The sequence below is a fragment of the Maribacter sp. 4G9 genome, from assembly GCF_002742265.1.
In the GTDB taxonomy this organism is placed as follows: domain Bacteria; phylum Bacteroidota; class Bacteroidia; order Flavobacteriales; family Flavobacteriaceae; genus Maribacter.
Genome location: NZ_MDGL01000144.1, coordinates 15,064 through 34,481 on the forward strand (window position 1 = coordinate 15,064; position 19,418 = coordinate 34,481).

Below are 19,418 nucleotides of genomic sequence, written 5' to 3' on the forward strand. Positions count from 1 at the left end.
TATGAAAAAAGTAACAATTGCCCTAATGACAATGATTTTAATGTTATCACTTGCCTGCAAGGAAGAAAAGAAAGTTGCTGAACCTTCAAATCAAGAACCCGCTATAGAAAAACAATCAAAGGATATGGCAGCGGCATCTTTCGATGATGAAAGTACCTATGCATTATTTAAAGAGTATCAAAAATTGAGGGTAGCTTTGGTAGAAACTGCTCCGGATAAGGCCAAAGTGGCCGCTGAAGAAATGAAAGCAGCTGTAGGTGAGAGTTTTACTGAAATAAGCACTTTGGCGGATGAAATTTCCAAAGCAGGAGATGTTGAAAAACAACGTGAACAATTTTCCCAGCTTACGGAAAAGGTAGAGCCTATTTTTAAAGGTTCCATTGAAGGCGGCGAAATCTATAAGCAATTTTGTCCTATGGCCTTTGAAGGCAAGGGAGGATATTGGATTTCAGATGCATCGGAAATAAGAAACCCATATTATGGGGATAAGATGCTTACCTGTGGAAAGGTGACCGAAACCATACAGTAACGAAATATTATGAGCAACTTTTTTAAACAGTGGGGTGAAGCGGCTTATACGACTACCGGATTTTTCTGGATGGCACTTTGGGCTTTCATTTTGGGTTATGTCATAAGTAGTATGATACAGATTTTCGTAACCGAAAAGCGTATGCAGAAAACCATGGGGAAAGATGAGTCCAATAGTGTGCTGTTGGGTACATTCTTTGGCTTTATTAGTAGTTCCTGTAGTTTCGCGGCTTTGGCAAGTGCAAAATCACTATTTAAAAAAGGAGCAAGTTTTGTGTCCTCAATTGCTTTTTTATTAGCTTCTACAAACTTGGTCATTGAACTAGGAATTATCATTTCCATTTTCTTGGGATGGCAGTTTGTGGTTGGTGAATATATTGGAGGGTTATTATTGATAGGTATTTGCTGGATTCTTATTAGGATAATCAACCCTAAAAAACTTATCGATGCCGCACGTAAAAATCTGGAGAGTAAGGATGATGGCGGTTCATTGGACGATTCAAAGGATTGGAAAAAACAGATTAGAAAGGAAGATAGTTGGGCGAGGGTCGGTAAAAAATATAAAATGGAATGGCAGATGGTCTGGAAAGATGTTACAGTCGGTTTTACCATAGCTGGCATTGTGGCCGCATTTGTTCCCGATGCTTTTTTTCAAACCTTGTTCATTAAAAGTGGACAAGGCAGTACCGATTTCTCATTTTTTGAAATTTTGGAACATATAATTGTGGGACCGGTCGCGGCATTTCTAACGTTTATCGGTTCTATGGGAAATATACCATTGGCTGCCTTACTTTTTGGAAAGGGGGTTAGTTTTGCCGGGGTAATGGCCTTTATTTTCAGTGACTTGGTAGTCTTTCCCGTACTTCGAATAAATGCAAAGTATTACGGTTGGAAAATGTCCTTTTTCATCCTTTTTTTACTGTTTACGGCATTGATAGGTGCTTCGTTGGCACTGCATTACAGTTTTGACTTTTTGAATGTTTTACCGGACCCTTCCCAGGTTAAGATTCAGGATAGTGCTTATTTTAAGATGGACTACACATTCTTTTTGAACAGTATTTTCCTTACTGTTTCAGGGTACTTAATTTATTTGGGATTTTTCAAGAAAAAAGACGTGGAGCATTCCATGAGCGAAATGGCCCCTAAAAGTAAAAATTTGGAATTTGTTTTGAAATATGCGGCTTATGTCTGCTATGTATGGTTAATAGGAGGACTTATGGTTAAATTTTTTGCAACATGAATATGAAGCACAGGTATAAAATAACGGGAATGAGTTGCAATGGCTGCAAAAACCATGTAGAAAAGACACTATCCTATGTTGAGGGTGTGACCAATGTATCCGTTGATTTGGAGAATGGTGAGGCAACCATTGATATGGAATCCCATATCCCCATTGACCAGTTTATGGAAGCCCTTGTAAAGGACGGGGGGGGCTATCAAATTCACGAGTTTGGTGAGAATCCTATGCCATCCAAAAAGCAGAAACCAAATGAAAAAGGTACGGGAACTTTTTATTGTCCCATGCATTGTGAAGGAAATAAAACGTATGATAAACCTGGCGATTGCCCGGTATGTGGCATGGACTTAGTAGAAGAACAACGTACCGCTTCCCAAAATGGAGAATGGACTTGTCCTATGCATCCAGATGTAATCGAGGATGCACCGGGCTCATGTCCTATTTGTGGAATGGATTTAGTGCCCAAAGAACCTGACCTTTCTGCTGAGGAGAATAACTATAAAAAGTTGCTAAAGAAATTTTGGTTGGCTTTAGGATTCACATTGCCCATTTTCCTGATCGCCATGAGCGATATGATACCTGGTAAGCCCTTATATGGTATCATGGAGCAAAAATGGTGGAACTGGGTTCAGCTGGCCCTTTCCATACCCGTCGTATTTTATGCAACTTGGATGTTTTTTCAACGTGCCTATCGCAGTATTAAGACTTGGAACCTTAATATGTTCACATTGATAGGCATCGGTGCCGGGGTAGCCTGGCTCTTCAGTGTGTTTGGATTATTGTTTCCTGACTTTTTCCCGGCTCAGTTTAAAACGGAATCAGGTGCCGTACATGTATATTTTGAATCGGCCACGGTTATATTGAGCCTCGTGCTCATGGGTCAGGTTCTGGAAGCTCGTGCCCATAGCAAAACAAATTCGGCAGTGAAGGAGCTTTTAAAACTGGCGCCGAACAAAGCAATAAAGATTGTGGATGGTAAGGAAATACAGGTAGCCATCGACCAGATTGAAATCAATGATATCCTAAAGGTAAAACCCGGAGAGAAGATTCCGGTTGATGGTAGGATAATCGAAGGAGAAACGTCGGTGGACGAAGCTATGATAACAGGGGAGCCACTTCCCGTTCAAAAATCGTTAAACGATAAAGTTAGCAGTGGTACCATAAACGGTAACCAATCTTTTTTAATGAAGGCGGACAAAGTGGGTTCCGATACCTTACTCTCGCAAATTATTAACATGGTAAATGAGGCCAGTCGAAGCCGGGCACCCATCCAAAATTTAGCGGATAGGATTTCGAGTTACTTTGTTCCCATAGTTATAATTGTTTCAATAATCACTTTTATCGTATGGGTCCTTTGGGGTCCAGAACCTGCCTATGTATATGCATTGGTCAATGCCATTGCAGTTTTGATTATTGCTTGTCCATGCGCTCTTGGGTTGGCTACTCCTATGTCGGTAATGGTAGGCGTAGGGAAGGGGGCACAGCATGGTGTGCTTGTAAGAAATGCCGAAGCCCTTGAAAAAATGAACAAGGTCAATGTACTTATAGTGGATAAAACGGGAACGATAACGGAAGGGAAGCCAACGGTAGAGATGGTTGGGACATTTAGTAATGACCTTGATGATTATGAAGTGCTGGGATATATTGCCGCCTTAAATAGTTCCAGTGAACATCCTTTGGCGGAGGCTACTATAAAGTATGCTAAGGAAAAAAATGTGGAAATTGGAAAGATAGAGAACTTTAATGCGGTAACCGGAAAGGGTGTGGAAGGTTCCTTGATAGGTAAAAAATTGAGTTTGGGAAATGCCAAAATGATGGAACATGCAAAAGCCGAACTGAAAGCAAATATGATGGAAAAGGCTGAAAAACACCAGATTCAGGGAAAAACTGTATCCTTTTTGTCTGTAAACCTGAAGGTAGTAGGTTTTATAGTGATTGGTGATAAAATCAAGGAAACTAGCGCAAAGGCAATACAGAAACTTCAGAAAAAGGGGATTGAGGTAGTCATGTTGACAGGAGATAACCGTAATACGGCAAAGGCGGTTGCCGCAAAGTTAAATTTGGGGGATTTTAAAGCAGGCATGTTGCCAGAGGATAAACTAAATGAGGTTGCTAAACTTCAAAAGGAAGGAAAGGTAGTGGCCATGGCCGGTGATGGAATAAACGATGCGCCCGCACTGGCCAAAAGCGATGTGGGCATTGCGATGGGAACAGGTACGGATGTAGCTATTGAAAGTGCTATGATAACGTTGGTAAAGGGGGATTTAAACGGTATTATAAAAGCCCACAAACTTAGTAATAGTGTGATGAGAAATATAAAGGAAAATCTCTTCTTTGCTTTGATATATAATACAGTTGGCATACCAGTGGCGGCAGGGGTGCTTTATGCCATTTTTTGAATATTATTGTCTCCAATGATTGCCGCTTTGGCTATGAGTTTCAGTTCGGTATCCGTGATAGGGAATGCCTTAAGGTTGAGAAGTAAAAAATTGGATTAACATATGGTAAAAAGAAAAACCGCCATCAAAATTAGAAAGGCCCACAGGTATTTGGGTATTTTTTTGGGTATACAGTTTCTCCTATGGACTATTAGCGGACTTTATTTTAGTTGGACCGATATTGAAGAAATCCATGGGGACCATTTTCGAATTCAATCCAAAAATGAAGCATCTTTTACGGATTTAATAGGTCTTTCTGATATTGAACCAGAAAAACCAATATCCTCCGTAGCACTCAGGGACATTGGTGGAGAACCTTACTATTGGATAAACAATAAGCAGTTGTATAATGCCAGAACAGGTGATTTGAAACCGCAAATTACCGAGGAGGAAGCGTTGAAAATTGCAGCGGTAAATATGCGTCCTGATTTAAAAGTATCGGGAGTCTCTAGGTTAACAAAAGTTGGGAACCATAGTGAATACAGAGGTAAGCCTTTGCCCGCCTATGCAATTTCATATGACAATGCGGAAAATATAATAGCTTATGTGTCGGTCAAAGATGGAGCTTTTCAGACGTTACGACATAGGGATTGGCGCTGGTTCGATTTTCTTTGGATGACCCATACCATGGACTATCAAGGACGGGATGATTTTAATACTACGGTATTAAGGGCCTTTTCCTTGTTAGGTTTCTTAACGGTTCTTAGCGGGTTTTTGCTCTGGTTTACCAGTTCTCCCACAATTAGAAAAAGTTTAAAAAAATTATTTTGATACAAATCAAATTTAATGGTCATGAATAGAAAAGCAATTTATATAGTGTTGTCAGGTATAGCAGGTCTATTTTTGGGTTGGTTGATTTTTGGAAAACCCAATGACAGAGCTAATAGTAGTGTTGAAGTGCATGAGCATAAAATCGAAGACCAACAAGTGTGGACTTGCTCCATGCATCCACAGATAATGCAACCGGAACCCGGTGATTGCCCCATTTGTGGAATGGAGTTGATTCCGGCGAATATGGATGAAGAAGGTCTGGCCATGAACGAAATTAAAATGACCAAAAACGCCATGGCGTTGGCCAATATTGGCACTACTGTAATTGGTGAGGGTAAAGAAGACGGTTCAATGACGGATATTTCCTTATCTGGACGTATAAGGGTCAATGAAGAGGAAGAGTTGGTACAGGCTAGTTATTTTGATGGTCGTTTGGAGCGCTTGAATGTATCTTACGAAGGTCAAGACGTAAAACGGGGACAGCTCTTGGCAACTATTTACGCGCCAGACTTGGTTGCTGCGCAGCAAGAGTTACTAAGTTCATTGTCGCTTAAGGAATCCCAACCAGCTTTGTACAAGGCGGTCAGAAACAAATTGAAGCTTTGGAAACTTACCGAAGACCAAATCAATACCATCGAGAAAACAGGGGAGGTTAAGGAATACTTCCCTATATACGCAAATGTTTCTGGAACTGTTTCAAAAAAAATGTTTTCTGAGGGGGATTATGTAAAACAAGGTGAGCCGCTCTTAAAATTGATGAATCTTAATTCCGTTTGGGTTGAGTTTGATGTTTATGAAAATCAAATTTCCTCATTGGAAAAAGGTGACAAAATAACATTAACAACAACTGCGTATCCAAATAAGTCGTTTAAGGCTACAATTACTTTTATCGATCCCATTTTAAATGAAAGTACCCGTACCGTGGGGTACGAGCTACTTTAAATAATAGCGAAGGTATTTTTAAACCGGGAATGTTCGTTAAAGGAAGCATACAAAGTTCAAAAGGAACGGGAGGTGATGTTTCTGAATCACTTATGGTTCCTGCTACGGCAGTAATGTGGACCGGTGAACGTTCTGTTGTTTATTTAAAAGTGAATGGGGATACTCCTATTTTTAGGATAAGGGAAGTTGAGTTGGGAAATAGGAACGGGGATATGTTTGTGGTGAATTCAGGTCTTCAAAAAGGGTATGAGGTGGTCACTAATGGAACTTTTTCTGTGGATGCGGCAGCACAGCTACAAGGTAAAAAATCCATGATGAATCAAAAACAAGAAAAGGAAAATAGATTCGGTGAAAGTGAAAATATGAAAATGGTATTTCCAGATTCTTTTAAAAAGGAATTTAAATCTGTCTTACCATCCTACTTCAGTATTAAAAATGCCCTAGTGCTTGGAAGTGCAAACCAAGTGTCTGAATATGCTAAAAACTTATCGGAAAGCCTTGTTTCTATAAATGAAGCCGACCTCAATGACATGGGGAAATTACATTTTTCAAGAATTGAGGAATTATTAGGCAAAGTAGCGAGTAGTCAAGATTTGAAATATCAAAGGGGGTATTTTTATTGAACTAAATGAGAATATGGTTCCTATAATGATGAATATAGGTAAAATGGATGACCCGGTCTATATTCAAAAATGCCCAATGGCAAATAACAATAAAGGGGCATTTTGGCTAAGTATGGAAAAGGAAATTAAAAATCCATATTACGGAGACCAGATGCTGACCTGTGGGAGTATTATTGATTCAATTCAGTAGTAACTATTTTTTTTTTGAATATTTAAAGCTTCGATGATATCGCTATTTAAAAGGCTATTTAATCGTATTTTCAGCTTTTAATAACTTACCTATATAACTCCAAATTCTTCATGAGATTATGACCGTTTTATGAACTTAGTATTTTTCTTTTTAACAAGCAGAGAAAGAAACTTAACAGGATGAGTTCAGTTTGACTTGTATTTCTGGGTTTTATTTTCTGTAGTATTTTGCGAATATTAATTAAATATTCACTAATTTTTGAGAAATATTTAATACAACATGGTGTATTATGAACACTTAATAAAATCGAATTTCTCAATTATTATATGGGCCTTGAAAGCCAAAAAATCTAAAAATTCATGAATTTGATAGTTCTTTTGGTAATTAATATATTTGGATTTAAATCCCTTAAGGTAATTTTAAGAAAATTTTAAACTTATACATTTTGTTTGGAGATGGCTAACTCGCTCCACACCTTTATTTAATTAATTCATTTTAACTAACAACAATCAATATTAACTTAAACCAAATTTTTTATGAAGAGCAAATTCTTAAAGGGTTTTTTTCTAGTCGGGGCATTGTTATGTTTCGGATTGGCAAATGCCCAAACAGTGACCGGTACAGTTTCTGATCAAACGGGACCTTTGCCTGGTGCCAGTGTTCTAATTAAGGGCACCACTAGTGGTACCCAGACGGATTTTGACGGTAATTACACGTTGGATAATGTAGACGACAACGCTACCTTGGTGTTTAGCTACATTGGATATAAAACTATTGAGGTTCCTGTTAATGGACAGTCATCCGTTAATGTGACTCTGGAGGAGGACGCCAGTAAATTGGACGAGGTCGTTGTAACGGGTTATGGATCTCAAGCTAAAAAGGACTTGACAGGTTCCGTATCCGTAGTAGATACGGAAGAGCTTTTGGCTGTTCCGGCCACCACTTTTGCCCAGCAATTGCAGGGTAGGGCAGCTGGTGTCAGCATTATAAACGATGCCCGTCCAGGTGGTGAGGCCACGGTTCGTATTCGTGGATTTGGTACGGTTGGGAACAATGCGCCTCTTTACATTATTGATGGTGTTCCTACTCAAGCGCAGTCCAATTTGAACCCTAACGACATAGAGTCCCTTCAAATTCTTAAGGATGCCTCTGCTTCTTCCATTTATGGTTCAAGAGCTGCAAATGGTGTTATCATCATTACAACTAAAAAGGGCAAATTAGGAAAGCCTACCATTTCATATAATTCCTTCTATGGTATTGGTTCGCCAGAAAAGGATCCAGAAACCCTAAATGCTAGGGAGTTGGGAGAGTATCTCTATTTAGCCGACCTTTATGCTGGAAAAACACCAGGTCACGGACAATATACTTTTGGTCCAAATGGTGAAGTTACAATCCCTGATTTTGTATTTCCTAGTGGTGCCAATGAGGGAGATCCCGGTACGGATCCAAGTTTATACGCTTTGGAGGAAGGCAACATTTATGCCATTACTCGTTCTGCGGATACCAATTGGTGGGATGCCGTTACGCGTTCTGCGCCTATTCAACAGCATAATATATCTGCTTCCGGCGCAACCGAAAATGCGAGATATGCCTTTACTTTAGGATACTTTGAGCAAGACTATTTGGTGAAATTTGCGAGCTATAATAGGGTGTCGCTAAGGGCCAATACTGAGTTTAAGGCTTTAGATGGTAAATTGACTATTGGGGAGAACTTTACGACTTCATTTGATAACCAAAAGGGTAACTTTCAAAATGATCAAGAGCAGAATGCGGTTTCTGCGGCTTACAAACATCATCCATTGCTACCCATCTATGATATTGCAGGCAACTTTGCCGGTAGTAGGGGCGCTAACTTAGGTAACAACTTTAACCCTTATGCGGTTCTTGCAAGGGATCAAGACGATAGGACCTATAGGTTACGTCTTTTAGGTAACGTTTTCGCAAATTATGATATTACACCAAATTTAAGCATTCGTACCAGTTTTGGTGCCGATGTTAGGGCCCAGCGTAATAGGGATTTGGGTAGGCCACAGCCTGAGTACGTAGAGGGTAACTTTATCAATAGTTCTACCGCTAGGGAGGAATATGAGTATCAGTGGACGTGGACCAATAGTTTGGAATATACCAAAACATTCAATGAGGTACATAATTTCAAAGCCTTCGTAGGTGTTGAGAGTATTCAACAATTTGAAGAGAGATTTGGTGCCTCAAGACAGCGTTTTGCCTTTGAAACTACCAATATTCTAAGCTACTTGGATTTAGGTAATGCAACAACTGCTACCAACTATGGTTTTGTTGAACAGGATTATTCGCTTTGGTCCCAGTTTGGTCGAATAGACTATGACTATAATGGCAAATATTTGGCACAGGTAACTTTAAGGAATGACTCCTCATCTAGGTTTCAATCAGCCTCCAGAAGCGCTGTATTTCCCGCATTCAGTTTAGGATGGAGGGTTTCTGATGAAAGCTTCATGGAAAACGTGGATTGGATCGATGATCTTAAGTTAAGATATGGTTGGGGGCAAACGGGTAACCAACAGATTGGTGATTATAATGCCTTCACTACCTTTCAATCCAATATAGTCACAGGTGGATACCCAATTGATGGTAACCCTTCCTCGCCTGCCATAGGTTTTGCTCCACAGGCTTTTGGTAACCCCAATGCAAAGTGGGAAACGACCACTACAAATAACGTGGGAATCGATTTGAATATGTTACAAAATAGATTGACTTTCTCTCTTGATGCATATACTAGGGTTACAACGGACATGTTGTTTCAAATTCCTCCAACCTATACAGCTGGACAGGCTGACGCCCCTCGTTTTAACGTAGGTGGTATTACCAACAAAGGGGTGGAATTTAATTTAGGATTTAGTGATAATAAAGGAGACTTTGGATATAGTGTCAATACTAATTTTACACGCTATACTAATAATGTGGACAAATTGGATGATAACCCATCTACACGATTCTTGGGTGGATCTAGAAGGGTGCCTTCATTGACAGTAACGCAGGCAGGTTCTCCTCTTTCCTCTTTCTTTGGCTTTCAAACCGTTGGTATCTTTCAATCACAAGCTGAGGCTGATGCTTGGCCAGAATATGGGTCATATAATGCTCCTGGTAAGTTGAAGGTGGCTGATATTAATGGAGATGGGGTTATCAACGATGACGATAGAACGGTTATTGGAAATCCACATCCAGATTTTGTATATGGTATCAATATAGATCTTACCTATAAAAATCTAGCCTTGAACATCTTTGGAAACGGTTCACAGGGTAATGATATTTATAATTATGTGAGATATTTCGCAGATTTCAATACCTTCCAGGGGAATAGGAGCACAAGGGCGTTATACGATGCCTGGCAGCCAACTAATCCACAGGCGGATCCTAGTACTTGGGTAGCGGCAAATCCAGGTGCTACAGTACCAATAATGGACGCCAACGATCAAGTAAGTAGCAGGCCTTCGTCATATTTCGTTGAGGATGGAAGCTATTTTAGAATTAAGAACGTCCAGTTGAGTTATAATTTTAACGAAAATATATTGGATGCTATTCCAGGAATATCCAGGGCTTCAGTCTATATTCAAGGTCAAAACTTGGCTACTTGGACAAAATATTCTGGTCTAAATCCTGAAATTCAAACACCGAACAGTATAGATATTGGTTATGATGGAGGGTTCATGCCTGTTGCAAGAACTTTTCTTTTAGGACTTAATGTAACTTTAAATTAAAAAAATTATGTTAGATACAAGTATTATGAAAAAGGGAAATTTTATACTCGGGGCCTTACTCGCCATCTTGATGTTGGTGACTGGCTGTAGTGACGATTTTTTAAATAGGGAACCGGAGGGCCGTTTTAGTGAGGGCGATGTAGCCACCGCAGACGGGGTAGAAGGTCTTCTAATTGCGGCGTATACCATGGTGCCCGGCGGGGGGCTTACCGGCCAAACGTGGTACAACGACATCCATAATTGGGTATTTAATATCGCTTCTGATGATGCTCTTAAAGGAACTGATGCTGGTGATCAACCAGAACAGTCTTTTATAGAAGCGTATGATTTCCAGGCTTTTAATGTGCATATTCGTGACAAATGGAGAGGATTGTACAAAGGTGTTGCCGCAGCGAACAATGTAATAAATACCTTAGCCCTTGTTGAGGATGGAATTTCGGATGCTAGAAGGGAGCAAATCATAGCGGAAGCTCGATTTTTAAGAGGACTGTTTCATTTCGAGGCAAGAAAAATGTGGCGTATGCCGGTCTACATTAGTGATGAAAACTTTGTCCTAAATGATTTGGAAAGTACTAAAATTCCTAATGATAGGGAGATATGGCCATTTATAGAGGCTGATTTTGAAGCTGCTGCATCCGTTCTGCCAGAGACACAAGGTGAAGTGGGTAGACCAACCAGTTGGGCAGCCAAAGCATTTTTAGGTAAGGCTAAAATTTATCAGGGTTTTGATCAAAGCGGCAACGCAAATACTGCTAAAATGGGTGAAGCTAAGGCCGTATTCGATGATATCATCAACAACGGTCCTTTCGAATTGATGGATAAATTTCAAGATAACTTTTTAGTGGCAACCCGTAATAACGCGGAATCTATTTTTGAAGTTCAATATGCAATTAGTAGTGCTACCGGTGATGCCGCTAATAGGGGTATTGGACTTGCCCACCCATACACGGACCCATGGGGTTGCTGTGGTTTTTATCAAGCTTCACAAAACTTGGTCAACGCTTATCAGACTGAAAATGGTTTGCCCTTATTGGATACTTTTGATGTTACCGATGTTTCTGCTGATACGAACGCAGACGGATCTTCTGTAGTTACTACAACTTTAGACCCAAGATTGGATCATACCGTAGGTAGGCCTGGTATTCTATACAAGGGATTCAAAATTTACCAAACCGACTTCGTAAGGGATTTGTCTTATGCAGGCCCATTTTTCTCAATGAAGCACGTTGCTGAGCCGGAAGCATTTGGACAAGGCGGTTGGGGTAACCTATCTGCAAATAATTACCGAATTATGAGACTAGGTATGATTTACCTGTGGCTTGCTGAGGCAGAAGTGGAATTGGGTAATTTGGAAAGAGCTAGGGAATTGGTAAATGAAATAAGGAGTAGGGCTGCAAATCCCGATGGATTTGTTCCAAATGCAATTCAAGGTGCAGAGAGAAATGATTTTAGTATTGAAGAAGGAGTACCTGCCGCTAATTATGATATTGCTACCTATGATACTCCTTGGACTGACCAAGCATTGGCAAGGAAAGCTGTACGTTTTGAATCACGTTTAGAATTCGCGTTAGAAGGACATAGGTTTTTTGACCTTCAACGATGGGGCGTATCAGCTCAGGTATTGAATGCATATATAGCCAGTGAGTCTCAACATAGGTCTTATCTTCAAGGTCTTTCCTTTACAGCAGGTAAGCATGAGTACTTCCCAATACCATTGGAAGCCATTGACCGTTCTGCTTTGGATGGACAACCAACGTTGACCCAAGATCCAGCGTATTAAGCAAATGTATATAAGTAAGTAGTTTATTAAATCAATAGTAAAGGCTCGAAGAAATTATTCTTCGAGCCTTTTTTCTTGTCTTGGCTTACTAAAATTATATAAGTAGTTTGATATAATGGCTCCCAAATAAGTCCTTTTTAATTGTTTTTGCTTACTGATTGGTTTAATCTAAATCAAATTTATTTATTACGCTTGAAATCAATTCAAAGCAACAAGTTCTTAAAAATTTATGTAATACCTCTTACCTGAATTATTATTTGGGAGTTATGGTCATTAAGTTGATTGTGAATTAATTATCTATTTGTCAGTATAAGAAAATTTCTCTATTATTTTATTGGTACTCTTACTTTGTAAAATTCATGAATTTTACCAAATCAATCACGATTTATAACATAAGTGACTGATATTTAGTGTAAATTGTTACTGTAGTAACGGCTACAAAATTGTTAGAGTTAGTTTATTTAATTTCAAAAAAAAGGTAGTAAAGGTTCATCTTACTACCTTTTTCTATTTTTATAAATAATGTTCTATGATGCTTCTTCATTTAATTGCTTAATAAAATAGGATGGTAGGATTCCCTGTCTTTTCTTGAAGGCTGCGTTGAAGGTATTTAGATTGTTATATCCTATGGATGAGGCTATATAACTTAGTTTTCTTTTCCTAAATTCTTCATCCTGGACCAATCTTGCCAATAAGTAATTTATTCTAAGCTCGTTTATATAATTATTAAAATTGGAGCCTTTTTCAATATTTATAACTTGTGATAGATATTTGGGATTGGTTTTAAGTTTTTCTGATAACTGATGTAGGTTACAACTGGAATCAATAAAGAAGAGTTCCTCTTCCAATTTTTTTAACCTTTTTAATATTATATCCTTTACATTATCGTCTAAAGTATTATTTATTTTGTCTTCAGTTTTGACATTTAAGGGTCTAATGGGAATATTTTTGTTTTCTGCTTTTAATTGTGTCTCAAGATTTTCAATGGTCCTCCTATAAATAACCTTGTTTTTTTCCTTAAATTTCACATAAGCGACTGCTATAAATAAGCCAATGACAAGAATTGAGACCAAAACAGTTATTATAGACATTAGTTTCGCTCTTTGAGATATATTCTCTAACTCCAATGCTTGCTGTTTTAATCCGGCCTCTTTTATCTTTCTTCGGGCCTCTAGGATAACTATGCGTTGCTCTTTCTCATTGTTGAACAGTGAGTCTTTAATAGCGTCGTACATGGTCCTGTTTTCACTGACTTTATCCGGCCTACCTACTTTGTCATAAAGATCCATTAGAATTAGACTGTTGGATTTTATTACGTCAAAAGCGTTGATATTTTCGGCAGCATCTATACTTTTTTCATAGGTTAAAATAGCGTTTAAGGTATCTCTGGTCTTTAGATAAAGTTCGGCTTGAATTAAAAGAGCCCTTGGTAGCCGAAACCAATAGTTGTTGGCCATTATCATGCTTATTGATTGGTCCAAATAGTTTTTGGAACGTTCGAACTCGCCATTGGAAAGATAGATGTCTGCCATGTTCATATACACAACGCTTTGTATATAACTACCAGGGGAGTATAGTTCTTTTTCCAATTTTAAGTAGAAATCGTATGCTCTTAAGGCGGCTTCTTTGTCTCCCAGTTTTGCGGACATCCTTGCTATTTCATCCACTTTTTGAAAAATATAGTGGTTGTCCTTTTGTTTAATAATGAAATCCAAACCCTTTAGACAATGCTCCAGGGCTTTTTGATAATTTTCCAGTCGAAGGTAATAATGGGATAAAGCGGCGTGTGCCTTTGATAATATGAATTCATTATTGGTGTTTTCTGCAATGTCCAAAAGTTTGAGACCTGTTTCCAGTGCTTTGTCATATTCCCCCTTTTCCGTGTATATATCGGATTTTATGGTTTCAAATTCCGCGTAGGTTTCTGGGTATTGCTTGTAATTTATTGCCTTTTCCAGACCCTTAATGACTTCCATAGAACGATTGAAATCACCTTGGATGAACATGAGATAGGCCAAATTATATTTGGCCCTGTAGACACCATTTTGATAATCGAGATCCTCAGATATGGCCAATGCTTCTTTATTGTAGTTTTTGGCTATGTCAATATTTCTATATTTATATAGATGACATAATTGAAGTAGGATATCTGCTTTTTCTCTGCCAAAAGCGTTATCCTTCATAGAGGTCAATTTATTGATTTCATCATATTTGTTTTGATTTTTAGTTTCTGAAACCAATTTTTCAATTCGAGTAAAGTATCCGGCAATACTGTCTTTTTTTTGTTTTTGGGAAAAAGCAAATGCGTGAATCGCAATAAAAACAATAACAAATATTTTGGAGTTTTTTTTCAAACCGTCATTATCAACCTTAGGGGTAAACTAAATTATAAAATAAACTTGTCAATAGCTATGTATGTAAAGGCATTTAATATTCTTATTTGTAACTGTTACCACAACTTACTTATAATCAGAATATTGGTTTTGGTTTAGGCTATAGAGTATTGGGATAGTTCAAGTGGGGTTTAATGGGAAGCCAAAAAAAAACCCTCCAAATTGGAGGGTTTTTTACAAATCGTAGATTTTAATCTATAATTGGAAATTTAGAAGGTTTAAATTAAGCCAAACAAGGCCAATAAGGATCCTACGGCAACTACTGCCAAAAAGGCGTTCATTGCGATAATCAGAACTGACAAGTACGCGTCAACCCCGGTTTTAAATGATAAATGGTTCATAACATTACCTACTTTAAAGTTATTTATTATAAAGTACGTGAAATCTACCTTTTAATTGTAGCCGTTGTTGTGTAGGGGGGCTTTAGCGTGGTATACGGGCCTAATTTTGTAGTCCGTTAATTTTGGTTTGTTACTTTATATCGATAAAAGTGAACTATTGGTCGATTTTTTTAAACCAAAAAAAAGGATGTGCACCCTTAGTCACACATCCTAAATCTATTCTATCTGTTTATACTAATCGATAATACCTAACCAATCCAAAATCAATGCAATGGGGATTGCGACCAATATACCAATTAGGCAAGCAATCATAAGTTTTAAAAATCCATTGAGGAGTTTCACTCCAAAAGAAAGTTCCTGTTCCATAATCCTAATAGTGTTGTTTACTCGATAATAGGGATTGATATACACCAACCCTTGGTAGCAGTAAAAATTAAAGTTTATTTTCAATTCCTCCAGTTCTAGCTCAGGGGAAGTTTACTACAATATACCGATTTTGAGATAAAGATTCTGAAAAACAAGTGGTTAATTCGACCAAGAGAGAAAAATCCTCTGTTAAAAACTGAAATTTTACGTGCAGCGAACTTCAGTTTATTTCCTTTACTGTAAAAGCTGCCAATGCTATTCCGGGCTTTAAAGTGTCCAAAGCTTTGTTTCCCTTGGGCCTATTTTGTTTTTTAAGGGGACGTGTCAATGAGTCGGAATTTATTTTGATGGAGTCCATTTTCTTTTGGGTTTCTTCATTTTTGTTTTCCCTGGTATTTACAAATGAATCCCAACAAGAAGAAAGGGTAATGGCAAGTAGTAAGGAATAGATGATTTTTGGGTTTTTCATCTTTTTCAGGCATTGATTACTTTAATAATGTACGTATCCCTGCCATGATTTGGACGCTTGCCCCTTTGTTATTTAAGATATATTGTGAATTGATTTCTCCGATGCTCTTTCGTTCTTGGGGGTCCTTAAATAATCTATTGATACCACTATTAAACCCCTCTTTATCTTGTATTGGAAGTATACCTCCCAATTGGACCAGTTGTTCTGCTTCAAGAAAACCTTGATATTTTGGACCTATTACAACGGGAATTCCAAAAACAGCAGGTTCCAGGGTATTATGAAGGCCTGTGGCAAATCCGCCACCCACATACGCTATGGAGGCATAACTGTATATTTTGGTCAATAGCCCAATAGTGTCAACGATGAGCACCTGAATATCATTTTCAAGTACCGGTGAAATTTTAGAATATAGAACGGTCTTTTTCTCAATGGACTGGCAAAGACTTTGAATATGGCTGTCCTTTATAATATGGGGGGCAATGATGAACTTTTGGTCATTGGGTGCGTGATTAATATAGTTTGTGAGTATCCGCTCGTCCTCTGGCCAGGTGCTTCCCGCTACAAGGCACTTCTTCCCTTCGCAAAAAGAGCTGATTGCGTCTAGGGTGTTGTCTCTTTTTAGAATTTCCGCAACTCTATCAAGACGTGTATCCCCAGCGATACTTACCTTTTTTATTCCAATTTTGTGAAGTAGTTCCTTGGATGGTTTATCCTGGACGTATAGGTAAGAGAAGCTGCGGAGAGCTTTTCTCATAAAACCTCCATAATTTTTAAAATAGATTTTTTTGGAACTGAACCTAGCTGAAATCAGGATCGTAGGGATGGCCCTTTTATGCAATTCAAAAAGATAGTTAGGCCAAATCTCGTATTTGATAAAAATTGCCATATCGGGTCTAACGGCATCCAAAAAGGAGTTTACTTTCCCCGGAATGTCAAAAGGCAAGTATGTGATGATATCGGCAGGCGAGGAATTCTTTTTAACCTCATATCCGGAAGGTGAAAAAAAGGTCAGCAAGACTTTACGGTTGGGGTACTCTAATTTCAATTGCTCCAAAATGGGCAATCCTTGTTCATATTCTCCCAAGGATGCGGCGTGAATCCAGATAACACGATCGCTTTTGGAAATATCATTTCTTATGGTTTCAAGGACCATATTTCGTCCTTTGACAAATTTTGAAATCTTGGGGTTGGCAAACCCTAGTATTTTTAGGATTTGCCAGGTTATAGAAACAACAAAGGAATAGATGTAGCGCAAATTGATTTGTTTGCGACTAAATTACGGTTCTTTCAAGAAAATCATTATGGGACGTTTCGTATTTTTGCGCTACTTCATCTAATACCGTAAAATGAAAAAAATACAGATGGTTGACCTGGGCGGTCAGTATCAGGAAATAAAGGAACAAGTCAATGCCTCAATTTTCCAAATATTGGAATCCACCTCTTTTATAAATGGGCCTGAAGTACATGCCTTTCAAAAGGAGTTGGAGTCATATCTTGGCGTAAAACATGTAATCCCATGTGCGAATGGTACCGATGCTTTGCAAATTGCTATGATGGGGCTTGGTTTGAAACCAGGGGATGAAGTCATCACCGCCGACTTTACATTCGCGGCCACAGTGGAGGTGATAGCCTTATTGCAACTTACGCCCGTATTGGTTGACGTTGATAAGGATACCTTTAATATTGATATTGATGCCGTTGAGAAGGCAATTACCCCAAAAACAAAAGCTATTGTCCCTGTTCATCTTTTTGGCCAATGTGCCAATATGGATGCTATTATGGCTTTGGCCAATAAGCATAATCTGTATGTAATTGAAGACAATGCCCAGGCTATTGGAGCAAAATATTTGTCGGCAAACGGAACAAAGAAAATGGCGGGTACCATAGGGCATGTGGGAGCCACTTCCTTTTTTCCATCAAAAAATCTGGGCTGCTACGGGGACGGAGGTGCCATTTTTACCAATGATGACGATTTGGCCCATACCCTTAGGGGCATTGTAAACCATGGGATGTACGAAAGATACCACCACGACGTAATCGGTGTAAATTCCAGGTTGGATTCCATTCAGGCGGCAGTTTTAAGGGCAAAACTCCCAAAATTGAACGGATATTGTGATGCCCGCAGGGCGGCGGCCAAGAAATACAATGCGGCCTTAAAAAATCAGAAAGACATTATACTCCCAAAAACGGTCAATTCTTGTGAGGGTATTTGTGATACCTGTGATTGTCATGTATTCCATCAGTACACTTTACGAATTACCAGTGGTAAGCGGGATGGTCTGGTCAGGTTTTTGGCGGAAAACATTATTCCATGCGGAATCTATTACCCCATTCCGTTACACCGACAAAAAGCCTATTTGGATGAACGATATAAGGAAGCGGATTTTAAGGTGACAAACCAATTGGTGGAAGAAGTTATTTCCCTGCCGATGCATACTGAACTTGACGATGAACAAATCGCCTTTATTACTGATAAGGTCATCGAGTTTATGAATTCTTAAGCTCAATAAGTAATAGTTTTAAAGCTTGACAAAATAATCGAAATGAAAATATTAGTAACTGGCGGACTCGGTTTTATAGGTTCCCATACGGTAGTAGAGCTTCAAGACAAAGGATTTGAGGTTATAATCATAGACGATTGTTCCAATGCCGATGAAAAGGTACTTGATGGTATAGAAAAAATAACCGGAATAAAACCAATTTTTGAAAAGTTGGATTTAAAGGACAGGTACAAGGTTGAAGACTTTTTTCAAAGAAATCAGGATATAGAAGGTGTGATACACTTTGCGGCTTCCAAGGCCGTAGGGGAAAGCGTGGAGAAGCCTTTGCTGTATTATGAAAATAATATTGGCACCCTTGTGTATATCTTGAAAGAGCTCAGTAAAAAGAACAAGGCCAGTTTTATTTTTAGTTCTTCATGTACTGTGTATGGCCAAGCTGATAAAATGCCCATTTCCGAAAATGCTCCGGTAAAGGAGGCAGAATCCCCCTATGGAAATACGAAACAAATGGGTGAGGAGATCATAAGGGATACCTGCAAGGTTACACCTACTTTAAACGCTATAGCACTTCGCTATTTCAACCCCATGGGAGCGCATCCCAGTGTACAGATCGGGGAATTGCCCATTGGGGTGCCACAAAATTTGGTCCCTTTTATAACCCAAACCGGCATAGGCCTTAGAAAGGAACTTTCCGTATTTGGGGATGATTATCCCACGGAGGACGGCACCTGTATTCGAGATTATATATATGTGGTGGATTTGGCAAAGGCCCATGTGGTTGCCTTGGAACGCTTATTGGCTTCCAAGAACATTGAAAATTATGAGGTTTTTAATGTGGGTACTGGGAAAGGAAGTTCCGTTCTAGAGGTCATCGGCAGTTTTGAAAGGGTTTCTGGCAAAAAATTGAACTATAAAATCGTTGGTCGTAGGCCTGGCGATATTACTACGGCCTATGCGGACACGACAAAGGCCAATACCATCCTAGGCTGGAAATCACAATATTCCTTGGATGAGGCCATGAAATCCGCCTGGGATTGGGAACAAAAAATCAGAAAATGATTTCATAGGATATGAATGTGAATAAGGGGAAATATGGCTATATTTC

General features: G+C 38.9%; 13 protein-coding genes and 1 pseudogene. 11 read left to right on the forward strand and 3 right to left on the reverse strand.

The genetic code is table 11. From position 1 onward, the window contains the following. Position 1: 1 nt before the first annotated feature. The 9 genes and pseudogenes from BFP75_RS13725 to BFP75_RS13755 all read left to right on the forward strand — a co-directional run bounded on the left by BFP75_RS13725 (position 2) and on the right by BFP75_RS13755 (position 12,243). Positions 2–529, forward strand: coding sequence for a DUF3347 domain-containing protein (locus BFP75_RS13725; RefSeq protein WP_099545945.1), 528 nt, complete (start codon positions 2–4; stop codon positions 527–529). A 9-nt stretch (positions 530–538) separates the two neighbouring features. After that, complete coding sequence (locus BFP75_RS13730; protein ID WP_099545946.1) at positions 539–1,768, forward strand: permease; 1,230 nt, start codon at positions 539–541, stop codon at positions 1,766–1,768. 2 nt (positions 1,769–1,770) lie between these two features. After that, a pseudogene (locus tag BFP75_RS13735) lies at positions 1,771–4,263 on the forward strand (heavy metal translocating P-type ATPase). Positions 4,264–4,266: 3 nt separating this feature from the next. After that, positions 4,267–4,974: a PepSY domain-containing protein gene (locus tag BFP75_RS13740; RefSeq protein ID WP_099545947.1), complete on the forward strand. Its 708-nt coding sequence runs from the start codon at positions 4,267–4,269 to the stop codon at positions 4,972–4,974. 21 nt (positions 4,975–4,995) lie between these two features. After that, entirely contained in the window at positions 4,996–5,916 is a 921-nt protein-coding gene (locus tag BFP75_RS22640) for an efflux RND transporter periplasmic adaptor subunit (RefSeq protein WP_317044537.1), read from the forward strand. A gap of 29 nt (positions 5,917–5,945) precedes the next feature. Further along, the gene (locus BFP75_RS22645; RefSeq protein ID WP_317044538.1) at positions 5,946–6,539 is read left to right on the forward strand and encodes a DUF3347 domain-containing protein; all 594 of its coding nucleotides are present in this window, start codon (positions 5,946–5,948) and stop codon (positions 6,537–6,539) included. Between the two features lie 13 nt (positions 6,540–6,552). Then, a complete protein-coding gene (locus BFP75_RS22650) occupies positions 6,553–6,729 on the forward strand; it encodes a hypothetical protein (RefSeq protein ID WP_317044539.1) in 177 nt (58 codons plus the stop codon). A 536-nt stretch (positions 6,730–7,265) separates the two neighbouring features. Further along, a complete protein-coding gene (locus BFP75_RS13750; protein ID WP_099545948.1) occupies positions 7,266–10,463 on the forward strand; it encodes a SusC/RagA family TonB-linked outer membrane protein in 3,198 nt (1,065 codons plus the stop codon). Between the two features lie 25 nt (positions 10,464–10,488). After that, complete coding sequence (locus BFP75_RS13755; RefSeq protein ID WP_099545978.1) at positions 10,489–12,243, forward strand: RagB/SusD family nutrient uptake outer membrane protein; 1,755 nt, start codon at positions 10,489–10,491, stop codon at positions 12,241–12,243. A gap of 527 nt (positions 12,244–12,770) precedes the next feature. Here the strand turns inward: BFP75_RS13755 and BFP75_RS13760 are convergent. The 3 genes from BFP75_RS13760 to BFP75_RS13775 all read right to left on the reverse strand — a co-directional run bounded on the left by BFP75_RS13760 (position 12,771) and on the right by BFP75_RS13775 (position 17,067). Then, on the reverse strand, positions 12,771–14,597 hold the full coding sequence (locus BFP75_RS13760) for a helix-turn-helix domain-containing protein (protein WP_099545949.1): 1,827 nt from the start codon (positions 14,595–14,597) through the stop codon (positions 12,771–12,773). 966 nt (positions 14,598–15,563) lie between these two features. Continuing rightward, entirely contained in the window at positions 15,564–15,812 is a 249-nt protein-coding gene (locus BFP75_RS13770; RefSeq protein ID WP_099545951.1) for a hypothetical protein, read from the reverse strand. Between the two features lie 16 nt (positions 15,813–15,828). Then, positions 15,829–17,067: a 3-deoxy-D-manno-octulosonic acid transferase gene (locus tag BFP75_RS13775; protein ID WP_099545952.1), complete on the reverse strand. Its 1,239-nt coding sequence runs from the start codon at positions 17,065–17,067 to the stop codon at positions 15,829–15,831. Between the two features lie 91 nt (positions 17,068–17,158). On the opposite strand from BFP75_RS13775, the gene BFP75_RS13780 reads away from it, so the two are divergent. Then, on the forward strand, positions 17,159–18,313 hold the full coding sequence (locus BFP75_RS13780) for a DegT/DnrJ/EryC1/StrS family aminotransferase (protein ID WP_099545953.1): 1,155 nt from the start codon (positions 17,159–17,161) through the stop codon (positions 18,311–18,313). Positions 18,314–18,355: 42 nt separating this feature from the next. Beyond that, the gene (gene galE, locus BFP75_RS13785) at positions 18,356–19,372 is read left to right on the forward strand and encodes a UDP-glucose 4-epimerase GalE (RefSeq protein ID WP_099545954.1); all 1,017 of its coding nucleotides are present in this window, start codon (positions 18,356–18,358) and stop codon (positions 19,370–19,372) included. The last annotated feature ends 46 nt before the right edge of the window (positions 19,373–19,418 follow it).

What these genes read in the sequence shown, in the direction of transcription:
- galE (WP_099545954.1), top strand. Translation starts at nt 18,356, where the DNA reads ATGAAAATATTAGTAACTGGCGGACTCGGTTTTATAGGTTCCCATACG.
- BFP75_RS13770 (WP_099545951.1), bottom strand. Translation starts at nt 15,812, where the DNA reads ATGAAAAACCCAAAAATCATCTATTCCTTACTACTTGCCATTACCCTT.
- BFP75_RS13725 (WP_099545945.1), top strand. Translation starts at nt 2, where the DNA reads ATGAAAAAAGTAACAATTGCCCTAATGACAATGATTTTAATGTTATCA.
- BFP75_RS13780 (WP_099545953.1), top strand. Translation starts at nt 17,159, where the DNA reads ATGAAAAAAATACAGATGGTTGACCTGGGCGGTCAGTATCAGGAAATA.
- BFP75_RS22645 (WP_317044538.1), top strand. Translation starts at nt 5,946, where the DNA reads ATGTTCGTTAAAGGAAGCATACAAAGTTCAAAAGGAACGGGAGGTGAT.
- BFP75_RS13730 (WP_099545946.1), top strand. Translation starts at nt 539, where the DNA reads ATGAGCAACTTTTTTAAACAGTGGGGTGAAGCGGCTTATACGACTACC.
- BFP75_RS22640 (WP_317044537.1), top strand. Translation starts at nt 4,996, where the DNA reads ATGAATAGAAAAGCAATTTATATAGTGTTGTCAGGTATAGCAGGTCTA.
- BFP75_RS13740 (WP_099545947.1), top strand. Translation starts at nt 4,267, where the DNA reads ATGGTAAAAAGAAAAACCGCCATCAAAATTAGAAAGGCCCACAGGTAT.
- BFP75_RS13755 (WP_099545978.1), top strand. Translation starts at nt 10,489, where the DNA reads ATGAAAAAGGGAAATTTTATACTCGGGGCCTTACTCGCCATCTTGATG.
- BFP75_RS13750 (WP_099545948.1), top strand. Translation starts at nt 7,266, where the DNA reads ATGAAGAGCAAATTCTTAAAGGGTTTTTTTCTAGTCGGGGCATTGTTA.
- BFP75_RS22650 (WP_317044539.1), top strand. Translation starts at nt 6,553, where the DNA reads ATGGTTCCTATAATGATGAATATAGGTAAAATGGATGACCCGGTCTAT.